18 protein-coding genes and 1 riboswitch are annotated in these 21,397 nt (G+C 72.0%); of the genes, 14 read left to right on the forward strand and 4 right to left on the reverse strand.

Annotated features, from left to right (window positions below):
* Positions 1-111: 111 nt before the first annotated feature.
* From RV986_RS42430 to RV986_RS42475, 10 genes are all read left to right on the forward strand, one after another.
* Positions 112-1,269 (forward strand): ABC transporter substrate-binding protein, encoded by a 1,158-nt coding sequence (locus RV986_RS42430; RefSeq protein WP_475924637.1) that lies wholly within the window; start codon positions 112-114, stop codon positions 1,267-1,269.
* Positions 1,266-2,174: an ABC transporter permease gene (locus tag RV986_RS42435; protein WP_475922475.1), complete on the forward strand. Its 909-nt coding sequence runs from the start codon at positions 1,266-1,268 to the stop codon at positions 2,172-2,174. Before RV986_RS42430 ends, RV986_RS42435 begins: the two co-directional genes overlap by 4 nt.
* Entirely contained in the window at positions 2,159-3,004 is an 846-nt protein-coding gene (locus RV986_RS42440) for an ABC transporter permease (RefSeq protein ID WP_475922476.1), read from the forward strand. The genes RV986_RS42435 and RV986_RS42440 overlap by 16 nt, the downstream gene beginning before the upstream one ends.
* Positions 3,005-3,007: 3 nt before the next feature.
* Positions 3,008-4,084 carry an ABC transporter ATP-binding protein gene (locus RV986_RS42445; RefSeq protein ID WP_475922477.1) on the forward strand — a complete coding sequence of 359 codons (1,077 nt, stop codon included), beginning with the start codon at positions 3,008-3,010 and terminating at the stop codon, positions 4,082-4,084.
* Between the two features lie 75 nt (positions 4,085-4,159).
* Positions 4,160-5,674 (forward strand): HAD-IA family hydrolase, encoded by a 1,515-nt coding sequence (locus RV986_RS42450; RefSeq protein WP_475922478.1) that lies wholly within the window; start codon positions 4,160-4,162, stop codon positions 5,672-5,674.
* A gap of 216 nt (positions 5,675-5,890) precedes the next feature.
* Positions 5,891-8,245: a sensor histidine kinase gene (locus tag RV986_RS42455; protein WP_475922479.1), complete on the forward strand. Its 2,355-nt coding sequence runs from the start codon at positions 5,891-5,893 to the stop codon at positions 8,243-8,245.
* Positions 8,235-8,693 (forward strand): roadblock/LC7 domain-containing protein, encoded by a 459-nt coding sequence (locus RV986_RS42460; protein WP_475922480.1) that lies wholly within the window; start codon positions 8,235-8,237, stop codon positions 8,691-8,693. Before RV986_RS42455 ends, RV986_RS42460 begins: the two co-directional genes overlap by 11 nt.
* 7 nt (positions 8,694-8,700) lie before the next feature.
* The gene (locus RV986_RS42465; protein ID WP_475922481.1) at positions 8,701-9,084 is read left to right on the forward strand and encodes a DUF742 domain-containing protein; all 384 of its coding nucleotides are present in this window, start codon (positions 8,701-8,703) and stop codon (positions 9,082-9,084) included.
* 230 nt (positions 9,085-9,314) lie between these two features.
* Entirely contained in the window at positions 9,315-10,103 is a 789-nt protein-coding gene (locus tag RV986_RS42470; RefSeq protein ID WP_475922482.1) for a carbon-nitrogen hydrolase family protein, read from the forward strand.
* A gap of 58 nt (positions 10,104-10,161) precedes the next feature.
* Positions 10,162-11,871: a flavin monoamine oxidase family protein gene (locus RV986_RS42475; protein WP_475922483.1), complete on the forward strand. Its 1,710-nt coding sequence runs from the start codon at positions 10,162-10,164 to the stop codon at positions 11,869-11,871.
* Positions 11,872-11,877: 6 nt separating this feature from the next.
* Here RV986_RS42475 and RV986_RS42480 read toward each other — a convergent pair whose 3' ends face one another.
* Positions 11,878-12,807 (reverse strand): LLM class F420-dependent oxidoreductase, encoded by a 930-nt coding sequence (locus RV986_RS42480; RefSeq protein ID WP_475922484.1) that lies wholly within the window; start codon positions 12,805-12,807, stop codon positions 11,878-11,880.
* A gap of 88 nt (positions 12,808-12,895) precedes the next feature.
* Positions 12,896-13,579, reverse strand: a complete 684-nt coding sequence (locus RV986_RS42485) for a DUF5995 family protein (protein ID WP_475922485.1) — start codon at positions 13,577-13,579, stop codon at positions 12,896-12,898.
* A gap of 259 nt (positions 13,580-13,838) precedes the next feature.
* Here RV986_RS42485 and RV986_RS42490 point away from each other — a divergent pair, with 259 nt between their 5' ends.
* A complete protein-coding gene (locus RV986_RS42490; RefSeq protein ID WP_475924638.1) occupies positions 13,839-14,969 on the forward strand; it encodes a glycoside hydrolase family 6 protein in 1,131 nt (376 codons plus the stop codon).
* Here the strand turns inward: RV986_RS42490 and RV986_RS42495 are convergent.
* The gene (locus RV986_RS42495; RefSeq protein WP_388523113.1) at positions 14,951-16,345 is read right to left on the reverse strand and encodes a uracil-xanthine permease family protein; all 1,395 of its coding nucleotides are present in this window, start codon (positions 16,343-16,345) and stop codon (positions 14,951-14,953) included. The two genes, RV986_RS42490 and RV986_RS42495, sit on opposite strands and share 19 nt — an antisense overlap.
* 121 nt (positions 16,346-16,466) lie before the next feature.
* On the opposite strand from RV986_RS42495, the gene RV986_RS42500 reads away from it, so the two are divergent.
* Together RV986_RS42500 and RV986_RS42505 are read left to right on the forward strand one after the other, a co-directional pair.
* Positions 16,467-17,732 (forward strand): alginate lyase family protein, encoded by a 1,266-nt coding sequence (locus tag RV986_RS42500; RefSeq protein ID WP_475922486.1) that lies wholly within the window; start codon positions 16,467-16,469, stop codon positions 17,730-17,732.
* Between the two features lie 97 nt (positions 17,733-17,829).
* Positions 17,830-18,291: an acyl-CoA thioesterase gene (locus RV986_RS42505; RefSeq protein WP_475922487.1), complete on the forward strand. Its 462-nt coding sequence runs from the start codon at positions 17,830-17,832 to the stop codon at positions 18,289-18,291.
* Here the strand turns inward: RV986_RS42505 and RV986_RS42510 are convergent.
* Positions 18,251-19,462 (reverse strand): MFS transporter, encoded by a 1,212-nt coding sequence (locus RV986_RS42510; RefSeq protein ID WP_475922488.1) that lies wholly within the window; start codon positions 19,460-19,462, stop codon positions 18,251-18,253. The genes RV986_RS42505 and RV986_RS42510 overlap by 41 nt on opposite strands.
* A gap of 154 nt (positions 19,463-19,616) precedes the next feature.
* Here RV986_RS42510 and RV986_RS42515 point away from each other — a divergent pair, with 154 nt between their 5' ends.
* The gene (locus tag RV986_RS42515; protein ID WP_475922489.1) at positions 19,617-20,807 is read left to right on the forward strand and encodes an ROK family transcriptional regulator; all 1,191 of its coding nucleotides are present in this window, start codon (positions 19,617-19,619) and stop codon (positions 20,805-20,807) included.
* 396 nt (positions 20,808-21,203) lie between these two features.
* A riboswitch (FMN riboswitch) is annotated at positions 21,204-21,334 on the forward strand.
* Positions 21,335-21,397: the final 63 nt, after the last annotated feature.

Here is a 21,397-nt window from a genome sequence, read left to right on the forward strand (position 1 = left end):
GGTTTCTCCGGTGTTTACGAACACGACACCGACGGCGGGCCTACTGGGGCCAACTTGTTCAGACAAGTTCTCCGCATTACCCGAACCCTCGTGCGTACTCCTGGAGAGACCGTGACCGTGTTCCTGCCGAGGACCGCCGTCCTCACCGGCGGCATCGCCGTCGCCGCCGCCCTCGCCCTCAGCGCCTGTGGCGCGGCCCCCGACGACAAGGCGACCACCGCCGACGGCAAGAGCGCGGCCACCGCGACCTCCGCCGCGGACTTCGGCGGCCTCGACGCCCTGGTGAAGGCCGCCAAGAAGGAGGGCGCGCTGCACGCGATCGCCCTGCCCCGCGACTGGGCCAACTACGGCGCCCTGATCGACGGCTTCACGAAGAAGTACGGCATCAAGATCGACGTGGAGAACCCGGACGGCTCCAGCCAGGACGAGATCAACGCCGTGACGTCGAGGAAGGGGCAGGACCGTGCCCCGGACGTCCTCGACCTGGGCAGCTCGTTCGCGCTCAGCGCCGCCCAGCAGGGGCTGCTCGCGCCGTACAAGGTGACCGCCTTCGCCGACATCCCCGAGGGCCAGAAGGACGCGCAGGGCCGCTGGTTCAACGACTACGGCGGCTACATCTCCATCGGCTGCGACGCCAAGAAGGTCAAGGAGTGCCCGAAGACCTTCAAGGACCTGCTCAAGCCGGAGTACAAGGGGAAGGTCGCCCTCAACGGCAACCCCACCAAGTCCGGTTCGGCCTTCGGCGGCGTCTACGCGGCCTCACTCGCCAATGGCGGTTCCTTCGACGACATCCAGCCCGGCCTGGACTTCTTCGCCACGCTGAAGAAGAACGGCAACTACACGCCCGTCGAGTCGACCCCGGCCACCGTCGAGAAGGGCGAGACCCCGATCAGCATCGACTGGGACTACCTGAACGCCGGTTACGCCGACGAGTTCAAGTCCAAGGGCGTCGACTGGACGGTCACGGTCCCCTCGGACGGCAAGTTCTCCCAGTACTACTCCCAGGCCGTCAACAAGGACGCCCCGCACCCGGCGGCCGCCCGCCTGTGGCAGGAGTACCTCTACAGCGCCGAGGGCCAGAACCTCTGGCTCAAGGGCTACGCCCGCCCGGCCCTGATGACCGCCATGGAGACGGCCGGCACCCTCGACAAGACCGCCGCCGCCAAGCTCCCCGAGGTCTCCGGCACGCCCAGCTTCCCGACCGAGGCCCAGCAGGCCAAGGCCAAGACGGTCCTCGCGCAGGGCTGGGGCAAGGCCGTCTCCGGATGACCACCGCCCTCACCGAGGCCGAGGCCGACGTGGTGCCCGCCGCCGCTCCCCAGCGGCGGCGGCGCCGCGCCCCCGGCCGGCTCGCCGTCCTCCCGCTGCTCGTCTTCGTCGCGATCGCCTTCGGGATCCCCGCCCTGGCCATGCTGAACGGCGCCTTCACGGTCAAGGACCAGACCACCGGCGCCACCTCGTACACCACGGCCAATCTGACCGCCTCGCTCCAGGGCGCCTACTTCACCGCCCTGATCGGCAGCGTGAAGCTGTCCGCCGTCTCCGCGGCCGTGGCCACCGTCCTTGGACTGCTGCTGGCGCAGGCCGTGGTGACCTCCCGCTTCCGCGCGCTGCGCGAGGCGGTCCTCACCGCGTCCGGTGTCCTCGCCAACTTCGGCGGCGTCCCGCTGGCCTTCGCGTTCGTCGCCACGCTCGGCAACGCGGGTGTCCTGACCCGGCACCTGGGCCTGACCGACAAGGGCTGGAACCTCTACAGCTTCTGGGGCCTGGTCATCGTCTACCTGTACTTCCTGATCCCGCTGATGGTCCTCACCATCACCCCCGCCCTCGACGGCCTGCGCTCCCAGTGGCGCGAGGCCGCGCAGAACAACGGGGCCACCTCCGTCCAGTACTGGCGGCACGTGGCACTGCCCGTCCTCGCGCCCTCACTCCTCGGCGGCCTGGTCCTGCTCTTCGGGAGCGCCTTCGCCGCGTACGCCACCGCCGCCGCCATGGTGGGCAGCGCGGTCCCGCTGGTCACCCTGCAGATCGCCGACGCCATCTCCGGCAACGTCCTGGTCGGCCAGGAGAACGTGGCGCTCGCCCTCAGCCTCGACATGGTCCTTGTCGCGGGCCTGGTCATGGCCGTGTATCTGCCCCTGCAACGACGGAGCGCGCGATGGCTGGAAGCCTGAACAAGACGGCACGCGTACGTCCCTGGCGCGGGGTCGTCCTCGTCGGCGCCGGGCTCTACTTCCTGGTCCCGCTGGCCGCGTCCGTGATCTTCACGGTCGACGTGCCGAACCAGGGGATCACCTTCGACGCGTACAGCCAGATCGTCTCCGCCGACGGCTTCGTCTCCAGCCTGCTGCTCTCGCTGGAACTGGCCGCCGCCACCATCGCCGTGGTGCTGCTGCTGATGGTGCCCGCGATGGTCGCGCTGCGGCTCGGCGCGCCGAAGCTGCGGCCCGTCGTCGAGGTGATCTGCTCGCTGCCGCTGGTCGTCCCGCCGATCGCGTTCGTCGCCGGGATCGCCACGGTCCTCAAGTGGGGCCCCGAACACCTCTCCCGCACCCCGCTGTTCGAGACGTTCGTGGCCCTGCAGAACCCCGACTTCCCCGTCGTCCTCGTCCTCGCGTACGTCGTGATGGCGTTGCCGTTCGTGTACCGGGCCCTGGACGCCGGGCTGCGCGCCGTCGACGTACGCACCCTCGTCGAGGCCGCGCGCAGCTGCGGGGCGAACTGGCCGCAGGCGCTGGTGCGGGTCGTGCTGCCCAATCTGCGCGGGGCGCTGCTCAATGCCTCCTTCCTCACGCTGGCCCTGGTGCTCGGCGAGTTCACCGTCGCCCAGCTGCTCGGCTTCCAGCCCTTCGCCGTGTGGATCTACAGCGTCGGCGGCTCGCAGGCCCAGCTCTCCGTCGCCGTCTCCGTGCTCAGCCTGCTCGTCACCTGGGCCCTGCTGCTCTCGCTCGCCGGGCTCGGCGGGCGCTCCCGTTCCGCTTCCGCTTCGGCCTCCCGGGGATGAACCATGACTGCCACCACGCTTGAGAAGGCCGCCGACGCCAAGGCCGCCACCGTAGAATTCCGCGGACTGCGCCGGGAGTTCGGCCAGACCGTCGCCCTCGACGGCCTCGACCTGACCGTCCGGCCCGGTGAACTCCTCGCCCTGCTCGGCCCGTCCGGCTGCGGCAAGACCACCGCGCTGCGGATGCTCGCCGGGTTCGAACACCCCGACTCCGGCGCGGTGCTGGTCGACGGCGAGGACGTCACCCGGGTTCCGGCCCATCGCCGCGACGCCGGGATGGTCTTCCAGTCGTACAGCCTCTTCCCGCACCTCAGCGCCCTCGACAACGTGGCGTTCGGACTGCGGATGCGCAAGGTGCGTACGGCCGAACGGCGGTCCCGCGCCGCCGAGTTGCTCGATCTCGTGGGGCTCGCCGACAAGGGTGAGCGCTTCCCGCACCAGCTCTCCGGCGGTCAGCAGCAGCGCATCGCGCTGGCCCGTGCGCTCGCCCTGCGTCCGCGGGTGCTGCTGCTCGACGAACCTCTCTCCGCCCTCGACGCCAAGGTGCGGCTCACGCTCCGCGAGGAGATCCGCCGCCTCCAGCAGGAACTCGGCATCACCACACTGTTCGTGACGCATGATCAGGAGGAGGCGCTGTCGATGGCCGACCGCGTCGCCGTGATGCGGGCCGGGCGGCTCGAACAGTGTGCCGCGCCCGCCGAGCTGTACGGGCGGCCCGCGACCGCGTTCGTCGCCGAGTTCGTGGGCACGATGAGCCGGATTCCGGGGAGACTGGACTCCGGCGTGGTCGAGGTGCTCGGGCAGCGGCTGCCGGTCGACGGGGACGCGCCCGCCGCGACGGAGGTGGAGGTGCTGGTACGGCCCGAGGCGGTGCGGGTGCGCGCGGACGACGCCGGCAGCGCCCGTGTCGTCGCCACCGCCTTCCTCGGGGCCGTCACCCGCGTCACCGTCCGGCTCGCGGACACCACCGAGGTGAAGGCCGACCTGCCCACCCACGAGGCCGCCGCGCTCGGCTCGGGCGCCGCCGTGACGGTGAGCCTGCCGGAACGCCCGGTGCTGGTCGCCGAGCGCACCCGGTAGCCCGGGGCACGCGCAGCGACCCGGAACCCCCGCACCGAATGCCCCCACCGAATGCCCGCTCTGAATGCCCGCCGAATGAAAGAGAGCACCGTGACCCTCCGCACCACCTCCCCCCACCTCCCGCTCCAGGCCGTCCTGTTCGACATGGACGGCACGCTCGTGGACACCGAGCGACTGTGGTGGGAGGCGGTGGAGCAGGTGGCCGACGGGCTCGGGCGCCGGGTGACCGGGGCCGACCAGCCGGAGGTGCTCGGCCGGCCCGTCGAGTACACCGCCGCCTGGCTGGACGCGAGCACGGGCGCCGGGGCGGCGGAGATCGCCGCCCAGCTGCACCGGGAGTTCGCGGACCGCGTCCGCACGGGCATCGTGCCCCGCCCGGGGGCCCTGCGGCTCCTCGGGGAACTGGTCCGCGCGGGCGTCCCCACCGCCCTGGTGACCGCGTCGCCGCGCGCCGTCGCCGACACCGTCCTGGAAGCCCTCGGCGCCGAGCACTTCGCGGTCTCCGTCACCGCCGACGACACCGAACGCACCAAGCCCGCCCCCGATCCCTACCTCGCCGCCTGCCGCGCCCTCGGCGTCGACCCGGCCGCGTGTGTGGCCGTGGAGGACACCGAGACGGGCGTGGCGTCCGCCGAGGCCGCCGGGTGCGTCGTGCTGGCCGTGCCCTCGCTCGCGCCGATCGCCTCCGTCCCCGGACGCACCGTCCTGACCAGCCTGGAGGAGGTGACCCCGGCCCGGCTGCGCGCCATGGTCGCGCCCCGTGAGCTGCGGGTGATGAGCTGGAACCTCTGGTACGGCGGTACGAAGGTCGACGACCACCGCGAGAAGCAGCTCAAGGTCATCGCGGCGAGCGGCGCGGACGTGGTCGGCCTCCAGGAGACGTACGGCACCTCGGCTCAGGAGCTGGCCGCGGCCCTCGGCTGGCACCACCACCGGGCCGGCGAGAACCTCGGCATCATCAGCAGGTACCCGATCACCGCCCGCCACGGCGACCTGGACGTCGGCTTCTACGGCGGCACCGGAGTGCGCGTCCGGCTGGCGGGCGGCCAGGAGGTGGACCTCTGGAGCGCCCACCTCGACTACACGCCGTACGGCCCGTACGAGGCCCGCTTCGACGGGCTCCCGGCGGCCGAACTGATCGCCCACGAGGGCGTCCGGCTGGAGCAGATGAGGGAGATCCTGCGGCGGATCGCCGAGTCCACCGCCGACACCACCGTCCCCGTCGTCCTCGTCGGCGACTTCAACACCCCCTCGCACCTGGACTGGCCGGACGTCGAGTGGCCCGTGACGAAGGCCGCCGAGGCGGCGGGACTGCGCGACTCCTACCGCGAGGCCCACCCCGACCCCGTGCGGGAGCCCGGGCACACCTGGTCGCCGATCCACCCGGAGCACGAGGACGGCAGCGGGCGGCCCGAGCCGCAGGACCGGATCGACTTCGTGCTGCACCGGGGGCTGACGGTGCTCGACTCCCGGGCGCTCGTCAGCGGCAGCCCGCGGTCCTGGCCCGATGTCGCCGGCAACGACTGGCCGTCGGACCACGCCGCCGTCGTCACCACCTTCGCCGTGCCCCGCGCGGACTTCACCGACTGACCGAGCACGGCCGGGTGCCGGCGGCGACCGGGGTGGGACCGGGCGTCGAACCGGGAGTCGGTCCAGGAAGCCATTGCGGCCCCGGTGTGCCGTCCCGTAAGTTGACCCGCACTCTCTACCAACGAGTAGCACCAATGAGTAGCACCAACGAGTAACACCGATGGGTAACCAACCGTAGCCCGGCCAACCCGACCGTCCTGCCGTTCTGGGGAGTCCATGCGCAGGCCCTTCGGCCGTCCCACCACGGTCCGTACGCGCATCGTCGCGCTCGCACTCGCCCCGGTGCTCGCCCTCATGGCGCTGTGGGCCTTCGCCATGGTGTCCGTCACCGGCGAACTGCGCGCGCTCGTCCGGGTCCAGGGGGTGTACGACGCCTTCGGCACGCCGGTCGACACGGCGATCGGCCAGATCCAGATCGAACGGCGGCTCGCGGCCGCGTACCTGGGCGCGGACCACCGTACGGCGGCGGCCCTCGACCTGATGGAGCAGCAGCGCCGCACCGACCGCGCCGTGACCGCCATGCGGACCGCGATCCGGGACGGGGACCGCGGCCGGCTCTCCGGCAGACAGCGGCAGACGCTCGACGCCGTGCTGCGCTCGTTCGACGGACTGGAGGGGCTGCGGGGGCGTGTGCTGTCCCGCGGCATCTCCTGGGACCGGGCCGTCACCGAGTACGGCGCCCTCGTCGAGCCGGGCTTCGACGTCCAGTCCGCGCTCACCGCGCTGCAGGCCGGACAGCTGGCGCGCGAGGCCCAGGTCGTCATCGAGCTGGTGCGGGTGCGGGAGTTCGTGTCGCGCGAGGACGCCCTCGTCGCCGGGGCACGGGCCGCCGGATCGCTCACCGACCGCCAGTACGACACGCTCACCGCCACGATCGAGGACCGCCGGGTCTTCGAGCGGACCTATGTGCCCGACCTGCCCGCCGACTCGCGCGCGCTCTTCGAGACGTTCCGGCGCGGCTCGCTGCACCGGGAGTTGACGCGGGGCGAGGACGCCCTGCTGCGGGCGGGCGCGCGGGGTGCGGGCGAGGCCGTCGTGGCGGGCTCCTGGCGGACCACCACCGACCGGGCCGTCAAGCGGTACATGGAGCTGTGCACGCGGTCGGCCGTCAACTCCGCCGAACGCGGACGGACGTTCGCCTACCAGGAGCTGGCCAGGGCCGCGATCGTCGGTGTGCTCGGACTCGCCGCCGTGGGGCTGTCCCTGTGGTTCGCCGTACGCGGCGCCCGGCGCGTCTCGCGCCGCCTGGAGACGCTGCGGGACGCCGCCGACCTCCTGACCACCCACCAACTGCCCGATGTGATGCGCAGGTTGAGCGCGGGCGAGGACGTGGACGCCGCCACCGAGGCACCGCCCCTGGCCGACGGGGAGGCGGGGGCCGACGAGATCGGCCAGGTCGGCCGGTCCTTCAACACCGCCCGCCTCGCGGCCGTCGAGGCCGCCGTCACACAGGCCACCCTGCGCCGCGGGCTGTTCGCGGTACTCCTCAACATCGCCCGCCGCAACCAGGCCCTCGTCCACCGCCAGCTCAAACTCGTCGACACCCTGGAGCGGCGCACCGACGACCCGGACGTCCTGGACGACCTGTTCCGGATCGATCACCTCACCACCCGGATGCGACGCCACGCGGAGAGCCTGATCATCCTCTCCGGCTCCGCGCCCGGCCGCAGATGGCGGCGGCCCGTGCCGATCGCCCGCGTGGTGTCCTCCGCGGTGGGCGAGATCGAGGAGTACGCGCGTGTCGTGGTCCCGCCGATGCCGGAGGTGGGCGTCGCGGCGGACGCCGTCGCCGACGTCGTCCATCTGATCGCCGAACTCGTCGAGAACGCCACCGTGTTCTCGCCGCCCGGGAGCCAGGTCACCCTGCGCACCGGCCGGGCCGGGGGCGGGTTCGTCCTGGAGATCGACGACCGGGGCCTCGGTCTCGAACCCGAACAGATCGAGGAGGCCCACCGCACCCTCGGCACGCCGGACGACTTCGACCCGACCCGGCACGACCGGCTCGGGCTGTACGTGGTGGGACGGCTCGCCGCACGGCACGGCATCGAGGTCACGCTGTGCCGGTCGCCGTACGGCGGGACGACGGCGGTGGTGCTGCTGCCGGAGGCGGTCCTCGCGCCGGTCGAACCCGGGCGGCCGGAAGCGGTGACGGACACGGACCGGCGGGACCTGCCCGCCCGTACCGCCCGTACCTCCCGTACCTCCCGTACCTCCCGTACCTCCCGTACCTCCCGTACCTCTCGGACCGCCCGGACGGGTACCGCGGTGCTGCAGAAACAGCGGGAGGCGCGGGAGCGGCACGTGGACCGCGTACCGGAAAGCGCTCCCGCCAGCAGCCCGCCCGCCCTGCCCACCCGCGTCCGGCAGACCTCCCTCGCCCCCGAACTGCGCACCGAGGGCCCGCCCGCCGACCACACGCCGGAGCGCGAGGTCACCCCCGAGGAGGTCCGCGCGGTCTTCGGCGCCTTCCAGCGCGGCCTCGATCGCGGACGCAAGGGACTGTCCACCGGATCCGGCCCCGCGCAGCGAACCGACACCGAGGAAGGGACGGACGCCGACGATGCTCCGTGACCAGACCCCCGAGCACTCCGAGCCCCCGGCCACCGCCCCCGAAGCACCCGGCACGGATCTCGGCTGGCTGCTCGACGACCTCGTGGCACGGACCGACCATGTCAGGCAGGCCGTCCTCCTCACCGCCGACGGCCTCCCGCTGAGCTGCTCGGTCGGGATGCGCAGACGGGACATCGAGCACCTCGCCGCCGTCTGCTCCGGCTTCCACAGCCTGGCCCGCTCGGCAGGCGAACGCTTCGAGGCGGGGGAGGTGCGCCAGACCATGGTGATGCTCGACGACGCCTACCTGTTCATCACCCCGGCGGGCGACGGCAGCCGGCTGGCCGTCCTGAGCGAGGTGCAGACGGACGTCGGACAGCTCGCCCACGAGATGGCGCTGCTCGTCCGCCGCGTCGGCCGCCACATGACCGCCGCCGTACGGTCCGCCGCGGACCCCGCGGGCCCCTGACCCGGCAGTGACCGACGACCACTGGTACGAGGACGAGACCGGGTCGATGGTGCGGCCCTACACCGTGACGCGGGGCCGGACCCGGCCCTCGGACCGGCACACGATCGATCTGATGTCGCGGGTCACCGCCCTGACGACGGAAGAGGGCCGGCCAGGTGTCGACCACGCCCGTGCCGCCCTGCTGGCCCTGGTGCGCCACGGTCCCCGCCCGGTCGTCGAGCTCGCCGCCGATGCCGACCTGCCCCTGACCGTCGTACGCGTGCTGCTGGGCGACCTGGCCGAGGCCGGTCTGGTGCGCATCGACGCACCGCCGCGGCCGGCCGCGGGCGGCGGCCCGGCGGCCGACCCGGAGCTGCTGCGCGAGATCGTGCGGCGACTGCGCGAGCTGTGAGAACCGGACCCGGGCCAGGAGGCCGGGACGGCTCGTCACGGCGGCTGTGACCTGCGCCTCAGGGGGTTCCGGGCGCCGCCCGAGGACGCGCAACGAATCACCGCCCAAGGCCGGTCGCACGCAACGATTCGGCCACCGGCACGCAACGGCTCCGCCTTGTCCCCCCGAGCCCCCCGCCCGTACCGTCTAAACGGCCCCCGAAACCCCCTCCGTACCGGTGAGGATCACGCATGCGCACAGCCCTGCTCCAGAGCTCCGGCCGCCCCGGCTCGGTCGTCGAGAACCTGAAGGTCCTCGACGAGGCCGCGGGCCGCGCCGCGGCCGGCGGCGCCGGGCTCGTGGCCGCGCCGGAGATGTTCCTCACCGGGTACGCGATCGGCGACGACATCGCCCGCCTCGCCGAGCCCGCCGACGGGGACTCCGCCGACGCGATCGCCGAGATCGCCGGCCGCCACGGCGTCGCCGTCGTCTACGGCTACCCCGAGCGCGAGGGCGAGACGGTCTACAACTCCGCGCAGCTCATCTCCGCCGACGGCACCCGGCTCGCGAACTACCGCAAGACCCACCTCTTCGGCTGCTTCGAGCGCGACCACTTCACGCCCGGCGAGCAGCCCGTCGTCCAGGCCGAGCTGAACGGCCTCCGTGTCGGCCTCATGATCTGCTACGACGTCGAGTTCCCGGAGAACGTCCGCGCGCACGCCCTGGCCGGCACCGACCTCCTCGTCGTGCCGACCGCGCAGATGCACCCCTTCCAGTTCGTCGCCGAGTCCGTCGTCCCGGTGCGCGCCTTCGAGAACCAGATGTACGTCGCCTACGTCAACCGGGTCGGCCCGGAGGGTGAGTTCGAGTTCGTCGGACTGTCCACGCTGGCCGGCCCCGACGGGATCGCCCGCACCCGGGCCGGACGCGGCGAGGAACTCGTCCTCGCCGACGCCGACCCCGACTTCCTCGCGGCCTCGCGCGAGGCGAACCCGTATCTGAAGGACCGCCGCCCCGGCCTCTACGGGTCGCTCGTCTGACACCCGGCCGCCCCCGGCGCCTCCCCTCACCAGCGTTCCCGCAAGGAGTCCGTACCCCATGACGTCCACGGTGCCCACCGCCGTCCAGCACGCCGACGCGCAGCAGCCGCCGATCACCATGTTCGGCCCGGACTTCCCGTACGCGTACGACGACTTCCTCGCCCATCCGGCGGGCCTCGGCCAGATACCCGCGACCGAGCACGGCACCGAGGTCGCCGTCATCGGCGGTGGCCTGTCCGGCATCGTGGCCGCGTACGAGCTGATGAAGATGGGCCTCAAGCCCGTCGTGTACGAGGCCGACGAGATCGGCGGGCGCCTGCGGACCGTGGGCTTCGAGGGGTGCGACCCCTCCCTCACCGCCGAGATGGGCGCCATGCGCTTCCCGCCCTCCTCCACCGCCCTCCAGCACTACATCGACCTGGTGGGCCTGGAGACCCGGCCGTTCCCCAACCCCCTCGCCGAGTCCACGCCCTCCACGGTCGTCGACCTCAAGGGCGAGTCGCACTACGCGACCACCGTCGACGACCTGCCGCAGGTCTACCGCGACGTGATGAACGCCTGGAACGCCTGCCTCGAAGAGGGCGCCGACTTCTCCGACATGAACCAGGCCATGCGGGAGCGCGATGTGCCGCGCATCCGCGAGATCTGGGCGAAGCTCGTCGAGAAGCTCGACAACCAGACCTTCTACGGATTCCTCTGCGACTCGGACTCCTTCAAGTCCTTCCGGCACCGCGAGATCTTCGGCCAGGTCGGCTTCGGCACGGGCGGCTGGGACACGGACTTCCCGAACTCGATCCTGGAGATCCTGCGGGTCGTCTACACCGAGGCCGACGACCACCACCGCGGCATCGTCGGCGGCTCCCAGCAGCTCCCGCTGCGCCTGTGGGAGCGCGAGCCGGAGAAGATCGTGCACTGGGCGTACGGGACCTCGCTCGCCACGCTGCACGACGGCGCCCCGCGCCCGGCCGTGACCCGGCTGCACCGCACCGCGGGCCACCGGATCACGGTGACGGACGCGAACGGCGACATCCGCACCTTCAGGGCGGCGATCTTCACCGCCCAGTCCTGGATGCTGCTTTCCAAGATCGCCTGTGACGACTCGCTCTTCCCGATCGACCACTGGACCGCCATCGAGCGGACCCACTACATGGAGAGCTCGAAGCTGTTCGTCCCCGTCGACCGGCCGTTCTGGCTGGACAAGGCCGTCGACGACAGGGGAAATCCGACCGGCCGTGACGTCATGTCGATGACGCTCACCGACCGCATGACCCGCGGCACCTACCTCCTGGACGAGGGCCCGGACAAGCCCGCCGTCATCTGCCTCTCGTACACGTGGTGCGACGACAGCCTGAAGTGGCTGCCGCTGTCCGCGAACGAGCGGATGGAGGTCATGCTGAAGTCGCTCGGCGAGATCTACCCGAAGGTCGACATCAGGAAGCACATCATCGGCAGCCCGGTGACCGTCTCCTGGGAGAACGAGCCCTACTTCATGGGCGCGTTCAAGGCCAACCTGCCGGGCCACTACCGCTACCAGCGCCGTCTGTTCACGCACTTCATGCAGGACGCGCTGCCCGAGGACAAGCGGGGCATCTTCCTCGCCGGTGACGACATCTCCTGGACGGCCGGCTGGGCCGAGGGCGCCGTACAGACCGCGCTGAACGCGGTCTGGGGTGTCATGCACCAGCTGGGCGGGGCGACCGACCCGACCAACCCCGGGCCCGGCGACGTCTACGACGAGATCGCGCCGGTGGAACTCCCGGAGGACTGAACCGCTTCAGACCCCGGCCGTCCGCGCCGTCTCGTACACCTTGGCGGCCACGTCCTTGAGCTCCTCGGCGTCCCGCAGACTGCCCTGGAGATCGAGGAGAATCTCGTCGAGGCCGATCTCGGAGTGGACGGCCAGGTCCTCGGCGATCTGGTCGGCGTTGCCCTGGAAGGGATTGCGGTCCGCGCCGCCGTACGCCTTGGCCTGGTACTGCGCGTTGATCCGCAGCACCGACCGCAGCGGCTTGAGACGTCTGCGCTCGGCGGCCAGCTCCTGCAACTGCCGCCACTGGGCGGCGAGTTCTTCGAGGTCCAGGCCGACCGGAAGCCACCCGTCGGCGTGGTCGACAAGCCTGCGCTGCGCCTTCCTGGTGCCCGCGGCGAGCAGTATGGGGATGGGCCGGGCGGGCTTGGGGCCGACCACGGCCGAGGTGATCCGGGTGCGCCGCCCGTGGTACGACACCGGATCCGGTCCCCACACCGCCCGGCACACCTCGATCAGCTCGTCGAGGATCTGCCCGCGCTGTTCGAACGGCCGGACGGACGCGGCCGCGTGCTCGTCCAACGACCATCCCGTGCCCAGGCCCGCGACCACCCGGCCGCCGCTCGCCGCGTCCAGCGAGGCGAGCGCCCTGGCGAGCTGGATGGGCACGTGCAGCGACGCGATCAGCACACTCGTGCCCAGCCGGACCCGCTCGGTGACCGCGGCGGCCAGCGTGAGGGTGACCAGCGGTTCGGCCACGCTCCGGTACTGGTCGGGCCAGGGGAGGCCTCTCATGCCGTACAGGCCCTGGGTGGCGGGCTCCGGAAACAGGGCCCGTTCGAAGACCCACAGGCTCTCGTAACCGATCCGCTCGGCGGCCCGCGCCACGTCGGGCACGTCCTTTCCGATGTCGTACTGCCGCATCTGAGGAAGGCCCAGCCCGAGCCGCGTCGCCATACTGTGTGCTCCTTCGCGAGAGATCTTCTCAGCTCGAACGTATAACGTTCACAAAGGAGTTCGAGGTGGGCGCCGGGAGGGGCCGGAATCAGTCACCCAGCGGCGTGAGCAGCATCCGGCCGGTCAGGCCCACCGCGGCGTCGAGCCGGTCGGCGAACTCCTGGGCGAGGCAGGGGAGTCCGCGCAGGGCCCACAGCGCCCGCGCCGCGGACCACGCGGCGTCACGGGCGCGCTCCAGGCTCCACGAGCCGAGCAGATGCGTGAGCGGATCGGCGATCTGGAGGAGATCGGGGCCCGGCATCAGATCTTCGCGGACGCGCTCCTCCAGCGAGACGAGGAGGTCACCCACGCGGTCGAACTCGTCCTCCAGGTCGGCCGGTTCGCAGTGGAGCGTACGACAGGCGTCCACGACGGCGAGCGCCAGATCGTGCCCGATGTGCGCATTGACACCCGCGAGCGCGAACTGCAGCGGGCGTACCCCGGGATGGCGCCGGAACTGGAACAACGGACGCCAGCAGGCGGTCGGGGACCCCTCCTCGGCCACCCTCAGATAGCGCTCGGCGAAACGTACATCCAGCGTGACCGCGGCCTCGCCGTCCGGGAACTCCCCGGCGTCCAGACGTCGGTCGACCTCCTCGGTGACGGCGAGGTAGACGCGGTTGAAGACCGCGACCCCGTCCCGCTCCGGCAGGCCCGCCCCCAGCGTGCGCATCCGGGAGACGACCGTGTCCACGGCGCGCACGGAATGGGCGAACTGTTCCAACTGCGTCATGGGGGCAGGGTCCCAGTCCTAGGCTGACCGGAGTGCCGCCTGGCCGGGCGCATCCCCAGAACGGGGGAACATGCGGGTGTCGGGGGCGCGGAACCGGCCCCGGAACGGCCTGGAACGGCGGGGGCAGGGGCCGGCCGGGAGCGGCAGGCGACAGCGGGAAATGGCGGAAAACCGGGGGGAGCACCACGTGTCAGGCTTACGTGCCCAGCGCCTGGCCGCACGCAGGGCCGAGCGCAGGCGGGCGGCCCGGCGTGCCGCCATGGTCGCGGCGGCCTCGGTCGTCGTCGCGGTCGGCGCGGTGACGGGGATGATGTCCGCGCTCGACGGCGGGCGCCCCTCCGCCGCGGCGACACCGCTGGTGGCCCGCTCGCCCAGCCTCCAGCCGCGGCCCGCCGTACCGACCCCCGTACCGGCACCGGCCTCGTCCTCGGCCTCGTCCGCACCACTCTCGTCGTCGCACGCCCCCTCCCCGAAGCCGAGCCCGACGCCCTTCCCCAGCCGGGAGGAGCCGGCGCCCGTGATCGCCCCCGCCCTGCTCTACCGCCACCCCGACTCCCAGGTCCTCGACTGGGTCGCCGCCCATCCCGGTGACTTCCGGCGCGCGGTCATCGAGTCCCGGATCGCCGACCGCCCGGCCGCCGTCTGGTTCGCGGACTTCGCTCCGGCCACCATCACCGCGCGGGTCGCGGCGGTGACCGCGAGCGCCGCCGCCGAGGACCGGGTCCCGGTCCTCGTGCCGTACGCCGTCCCGCAGCGCGACTGCGGAGGTGCCTCGCAGGGCGGCGCGCCCGACCTCGCCGCGTACGACGGCTGGATCGACGACTTCGCGGCGGGCCTCGGGGACGACGAGGTGATCGTCGTCCTGGAGCCCGACTCGATCGCCCAGGCCGGCTGCCTCCCCGCCCGTGACCGGGCCGCCCGCTTCGCCTCGCTGGCCCGCGCGGGCCGCGTCCTCAAGGCCGCCGATCCGCGGGCCCGCGTCTACTACGACGCCGGCCACTCCGCGTGGAACCCGCCCGGCAGACAGGCCGCCCTGCTGAAACAGGCGGGCGCCGCCTCGGCCGCCTCCTCCGACGGCGTCTTCACCAACGTGTCCAACTTCCACCGTACGAGCGACGAGGTCAGGTACGCCCGGCAGGTACTGTCCGCGCTGGGCGGTCCCGCGAGCCTGGGCGCGGTCATAGACACCAGCCGCAACGGCAACGGCGCCCCGGCCGACGGGGAGTGGTGCGATCCGGCGGGCCGGAAGATCGGCCGGGCGCCGACCCTGCACACCGGGGAGGCACGGATCGACGCCTATCTGTGGGTGAAGCTGCCGGGGGAGTCGGACGGCTGCAAGGGCACGCCGGGAACCTTCTCGGCGGAGTACGCCTATGAGCTGGCGCGCTGATCGTCGGCCTCGTCGTAAGAGGACGTGCCGGAGTCCAGCAGTGGCTCCTGGGTCTTGAGGTGGGCCGGGGCCATCGCCCGCAGCGCGTGGTACCCGGTGATCACGACGAGCGTGCCGAGCGCGATGCCGCTGAGCGAGAAGTTGTCCGTGAACTTCAGGGTGACGCCACCGACGCCGATGATGATGCCCGCGGCGGCCGGCACCAGGTTCAGCGGGTTGCGCAGGTCGACCCGGGCGTTCAGCCAGATCTGGGCGCCGAGCAGGCCGATCATGCCGTACAGGATGACGGTGATGCCGCCGAGCACGCCGCCCGGGATCGCGGCCACGATCGCGCCGAACTTGGGGCAGAGGCCGAAGAGGAGGGCGAAGCCCGCGGCGGCCCAGTAGGCGGCCGTGGAGTAGACGCGGGTGGCGGCCATCACGCCGATGTTCTCGGAGTACGTGGTGTTGGGCGGACCGCCGACCGCCGTGGAGAGCATCGAGGCGACACCGTCCGCGGAGATCGCGGTGCCCAGCTTGTCGTCCAGCGGATCGCCGGTCATCTCGCCGACGGCCTTGACGTGCCCCGCGTTCTCGGCGACCAGCGCGATCACGACCGGCAGCGCGACGAGGATCGCCGACCACTGGAAGGACGGGCCGTGGAAGGACGGCAGCCCGATCCAGTCCGCCTTGCCGACGCCGGAGAGGTTCAGCCGCCAGTGGTCGGTGAGTTTGCCGCTCGCGTCCACCGAGTGGATCTTTCCGAAGATCCGGTCGAAGACCCAGGAGATCCCGTACCCGAAGATCAGGCCCAGGAAGATCGCGATCCGTGACCAGAAACCGCGCAGGCAGACGACTGCCAGACCGGTGAGCAGCATGGTGAGCAGGGCCGTCCACTGGTCCTGCGGCCAGTACGTGGACGCCGTCACCGGTGCCAGGTTGAAGCCGATCAGCATGACGACCGCGCCCGTGACGATCGGTGGCATCGCGGCATGGATGATCCGCGCCCCGAACCGCTGCACGGCCAGTCCCACCAGGAACAGCGCGACGCCGACGACGAACACCGCGCCCGTCACCGTGGCGCTGGTGCCGCCCTGCGCCCGGATCACCGCTGCGACACCCACGAAGGAGAGCGAACAGCCGAGGTAGCTGGGCACCCGGCCGCGGGTGGCGAGCAGGAAGATGACCGTCGCGAAGCCGGACATCATGATCGCGAGGTTCGGGTTCAGACCCATGAGCACGGGCGCCACGAAGGACGCCCCGAACATCGCCACCACGTGCTGGGCGCCGAGTCCGATCGTGCGCGGCCACGAGAGGCGTTCATCGGGTCGGACGACCGCTCCGGGCGCGGGCGTCCGCCCGTCGCCGTGCAGTTTCCAGCGCACGCCGAGGTCCATGGTGAGTTTCGCTTTCTTCCTACGTGAAACTTCGTCCGGACCATTGTCACGGCTACCTGGCGGTCCTACGCTCGCACGGTCTTACTCATGAACTGCGTTCACATTCATGTTCGGAGGCTCGATGAGTGCAAGACCCCGTCTGGCTGTCCTCCTCGCCGTCGTGGCCACCTTCGCGGCGGTCGTCGTTCCCTCCGCCTCGGCCCACCCGGCGCCGAAGGTCCCCCGGACCGCCGTCCTCGACGGCACCCGGCTCCAGCAGACCCGGCTCCGCCTCGACCGCGGGGATCCCCAACTGAAGCGCACACTCAAGGACTTGACGGCCCGCGCCGACAACTGGCTGCCCCAGGGCCCCTGGACGGTCGTCGACAAGCCGAAGCCCGCACCCGGCGGCGACGTCCACGACTACCTGAGCCAGGCCCCGTACTGGTGGCCCTCCCAGCCGAAGACCGCCGACAACCCCTGGGGCTGCCCCTACGTCCAGCGCGACGGCCAGCGCAACCCGGAGGTCGACACCGGCACCGACCGCCAGGACGTCGAGAAGGTCTTCGACTCGACGTACGACCTCGCGCTCGCCTGGTACTACACCGGCAGGAAGCAGTACGCCGAGAAGGCCGCCACCGTCCTGCGCACCTGGTTCCTCGCCCCGGCCACCCGGATGAACCCGAACCTGGACCACGGGCAGTTCATCCCGTGCAAGTACGACGGCCGGGCCATCGGCATCATCGACTTCTCGCAGTCCTACACCAGCGTCCTGGACGCGATCGCGATCCTGGAGACGGGCGCCCCCGGCTGGTCCAAGAGCGACCGCACCGCCATGCGCGCCTGGAACACCGACTTCCGCGACTGGCTGGAGAACAGCGCCTTCGGCGGCGAGGAGGGTGCCGCCCAGAACAACCACGGCACCTTCTACGACATGCAGCTCGCCGCCCTGGCCTACGCGACCGGCGACACGGGCCTCGCCCGCCGGACCGTCCTCGGGGCCGAGCACAGGCGGATCGACCCGCAGGTGGCCGCCGACGGCAGCCAGCCGCAGGAGCTCACCCGCACCCGCAGCTGGCACTACTCGACCTTCGACCTGGTCGCCTACACCCGCCTCGCGGCCATCGGCCGGCACGTCGGCGTGAACCTGTGGTCGTACGCGGGGCCGGACGGCCAGACCCTGGCGAAGGCGGTCGACTATCTGCTGCCCGCGGCCACGGGGGCCGCGCCGTGGCCCTATCCGGAGCTGGAGTTCCACCGCTACGCGGCGAGCGACGTCGTGCACGCGGCGGCCGACGCGGGGGACCGGGCGGCGCGGGCCGCGGTGCCCGAGCTGGAGGCACCGCCCGGCGGTGACCTGTGGGCACTGCGACCCACCGCCGAACAGCTGGACTCGATCGCCGGCTGACCGAGCGCGTACGAACTCCCTGATCAGGGGCTCCTGAGCGACCGCTTAGGATGGGGGTGTCCCACCGTCCCCACCGGCACCCTCAGGAGCCCCGCCCGTGACCGCCGAAGCCCCCGCCGCACCCGCCCTCTCCTACGGGCGGCTCCTCCCCGTCACCGTCCACTTCGACGACCTGGACGCACTCGGCCTGCTCCACAACGCCCGCTACCCGGTCATGGTCGAACGCGCCTGGACGGCTCTCTGGAACGACCAGGGCTTCCTGGCCTACGAGGGCGACTGGGAGGCGGCGGGCGACTTCTGCAACGCCGTCAAGGAACTGCGGATCAGCTACGAGGCCCCGATCAACCGCCCCGGCGAGTACGCCGTCCACCTCTGGCTGGAGCGCCTGGGGAACACCGGACTGACGTACGGATTCCGCTTCTGCTCGGCCGATGGCGCCCTCACCTACGCGCACGGCACGCGGGTCCTCGTCCGGCTCGACGCCGCCACGCTGCGCCCGACACCGTGGAGCGACCGCTTCAGGGCCGTGGGTCGGGAACTGCTGCGCTCGCGGGACTGAGCTTCGGCCGGTCGCGCTCGCCCGCGCGCAGCACCCCCGCGAACACGGCGAGGCCGCACGCCAGCACGGTGACCAGCCCGAACGACACCATCAGGCTCGTCGCCTGGGCCAGCGTGCCGATCGCGCTCGGTGCCACCAGGCCCGAGGTGTACGTGATGGTGGCGACACCCGCGATGGCCTGGCTGGGGTTGCGTCCGCTGTGGCCCGCCGCCGCGAAGCAGAGCGGTACGACGACCGCGATACCGAGACCCATCAGGGCGAAGCCGCCCATCGCCACGGCAGGGTGGTTCGCGACGACGACGAGCAGCCCGCCGAGCACGGCAAGCCCGCCGCCGGCCCGCACCGTGCGCACCGCGCCGAACCGATTGACCACCGCGTCGCCCACGATCCGGGCCAGCGCCATGGTCAGCATGAAGCCGGTCGTCGACGCCGCCGCCAGACCGGCCGAGGTGCCCAGCTCGTCCTTCAGATAGACCGCCGACCAGTCCAGGCTCGCGCCCTCCGCGAACACCGCGCAGAACCCGACCGCGCCGATGAGCAGGGCGGACTTGGGCGGCAGTGCGAAGCGCGGCGGCGGGGCCTCGTCCTCGGTCGGCCGCAGGTCCAGGACCCACCGGCAGGCGATGAGGCCCAGGGCGGTGAGTACCACGGCCGCCAGCGCATGGTGCAGGCGCGCGTCCGAGCCGAGGTGCGCGGCGAGCGTGCCCCCCGCCGAGCCGACCAGGGCGCCCGCGCTCCACATGCCGTGCAGCCCCGACATGATCGACTTGCCGAGGCGGTTCTCTATCTCGACGCCGAGCGCGTTCATCGCCACGTCCGCCATGCCCGCCGACGCGCCGTAGACGAAGAGGGCCGGGCACAGCGTGTACAGGTTCGGCGCGAGCGACGGGAGGATCAGCGACAGCGTCCACAGGGACATCAGTCCGCGCAGCGCGGTGCGGGCACCGAAGCGGTGGCTGATCCGGCCCGCCAGCGGCATCGCGACGGAGGCGCCGATCGCCGGGAACGCGAGGGCCAGCCCGAGCTGGCCCGTGCTCACGGAGGCGTGGTCCTGGATCCACGGGACACGGGTCGCGAACGAGCCCGTCACCGCGCCGTGCACCGCGAAGACGGCGGCCACGGCGTACCGCGCCCGCTTCGCCTCACCCAGGTCGTGGACCACGTCACTCATTTTCCCGCCCCTCCGGCCGCTGTCCCCCGCGCTGCGGGCGTAAACTATCAGGAACCCTGCCTGATAGATAGGCGAGATACCGGCCGCCCGCGGCCGGGGCCGTACATCCGGGGGCCCGCGCCGATGGACCCCGCTGATCTGGGAGGATCCCGGCATGCCCGCATCACCGAGCACCGCCCGGGCCATCAACGACCGCCTCGCCCTGCGCCTGCTCCAGCAGGAAGGCCCTTTGACGGCCGGGCAGTTGAAGCAGCTCACGGGACTGTCCCGGCCCACCGTCGCCGACCTGGTCGAACGCCTCACGGCGGCCGGGCTGATCAGGGTGGTGGGGGAGTCCGGGGAGCAGCGCCGAGGCCCGAACGCCCGCCTCTACGGGATCGTCGCCGACCGCGCCCATCTCGCCGCCCTGGACGTCCGCACCGAGGGCGTCTCGGTCGTCGTCTCCGACCTCCTCGGTACGGAGTTGGCGCGGGCCTCCGTGCCCATCGCCGACGACACCGGCACCGGCCCCGCCGTCGAGCAGGCGGTCACGCTGGTGGAACGCGCGGCCAAGGAGGCGGGAGCGGAGCGCCTGCACACGGTCGGCATCGGGGCCCCCGGCCTCATCGATCCCGCCACCGGCGAACTCCGTGACTCCTCCGGCCTGCCCGAGTGGCACCGCCGGCTGGTCGCCGCCCTCCAGGAACGGCTGCCCGCCCGCGTCATCGTCGAGAACGAGACGAACCTCGCCGCCCTCGTCGAACAGCGCGAGGGCGCCGCCCGCGACCGTGACACGTTCGTCCTGCTCTGGCTCGGCCACGGCACCGGCGCGGCCGTCGTCCTGGACGGCCGACTCCGCCGCGGTGCCTCCGGCGGCACGGGTGAGATCGGCTTCCTGCCGGTGCCGGGTACGTCGACGCTGCCCTCCGCGACGGACTGTGAGGGGGGCTTCCACTCCCTGGCCGGGTCCGCCGCGATCACGGAACTCGCGGCGGGTCACGGGCTGGTGGCGCCGGAGTCGCCCGGCGAGCCGCGGGCGGCGGCGCTGGTGCGTGCGGCGGTGGCGACCGGGTCGGCCTCCGGTGCCGACCGCTTTCTCTCGGCCCTCGCCGACCGCCTCGCCATCGGCGCGGCGTCCGTCGTGGCCGTGCTCGACCCCGGGTGCGTGGTGCTCGGCGGGGAGGTGGGGCAGGCGGGCGGGGAGGTGCTCGCCGCGAGGGTCGCGCGGCGGCTTGTGCGGATGTCGCCGCTGCCGGTGGAGGTGCGGGCGAGTGAGCTGGGCGGGGGCGCGGTGCTGCGCGGCGCGCTCCTGACGGCCCGTGACGGCGCCCAGAACGACCTGTTCGCACCCCGCCCCCGGTCCTGAAACGCCGGACGGCCCGCCGGCGAAGAGCCGACCTCTGAGAAGTGAGACCCGGCGGCGGGGCAAGGGCCACCGTCACCGCCGCCGGGTCGCTCAGGGGGGCGAGTAGGTCACTTCGGCTTCAACAAACCATTGATCGCCGACTTTAAGAGGACTAGACCAGAGCGTCAACGGGTGTCGATCAATATGTGGATCACCGCCAAGTGTGAGAGATCTCAAGGGAGTTGGCCAGTCGCGTATCTCCGTAGCGGCCCGTAGAGGCTCGTGGAGGCCCGCAAAAGCCCGTAGAAGCCCGTCGAATGTCCATGGAAGTCCGTCCGGACGACCTGTGAGGCAATCCACAGGCGATCCCTTGCGTGGACGTGGATCAGGCGTGGCACACTGATGCTGTACCAGAAGCAGCGCACTCCGGGGTCGGTGAAAGTCCGAACCGGCGGTTATAGTCCGCGACCCGGTCGCTTCCAGCGGCCGGTTGACCAGGTGGAATTCCTGGACCGACGGTTAAAGTCCGGATGGGAGGCAGTGCGCGGCGGGCGGGCATTCGTGCGCGCTGCCGTTTGTTTCGACGTGTCCTTCGGGGCATGTCCCATGCG

It is taken from the genome of Streptomyces sp. RLA012, from assembly GCF_056270325.1.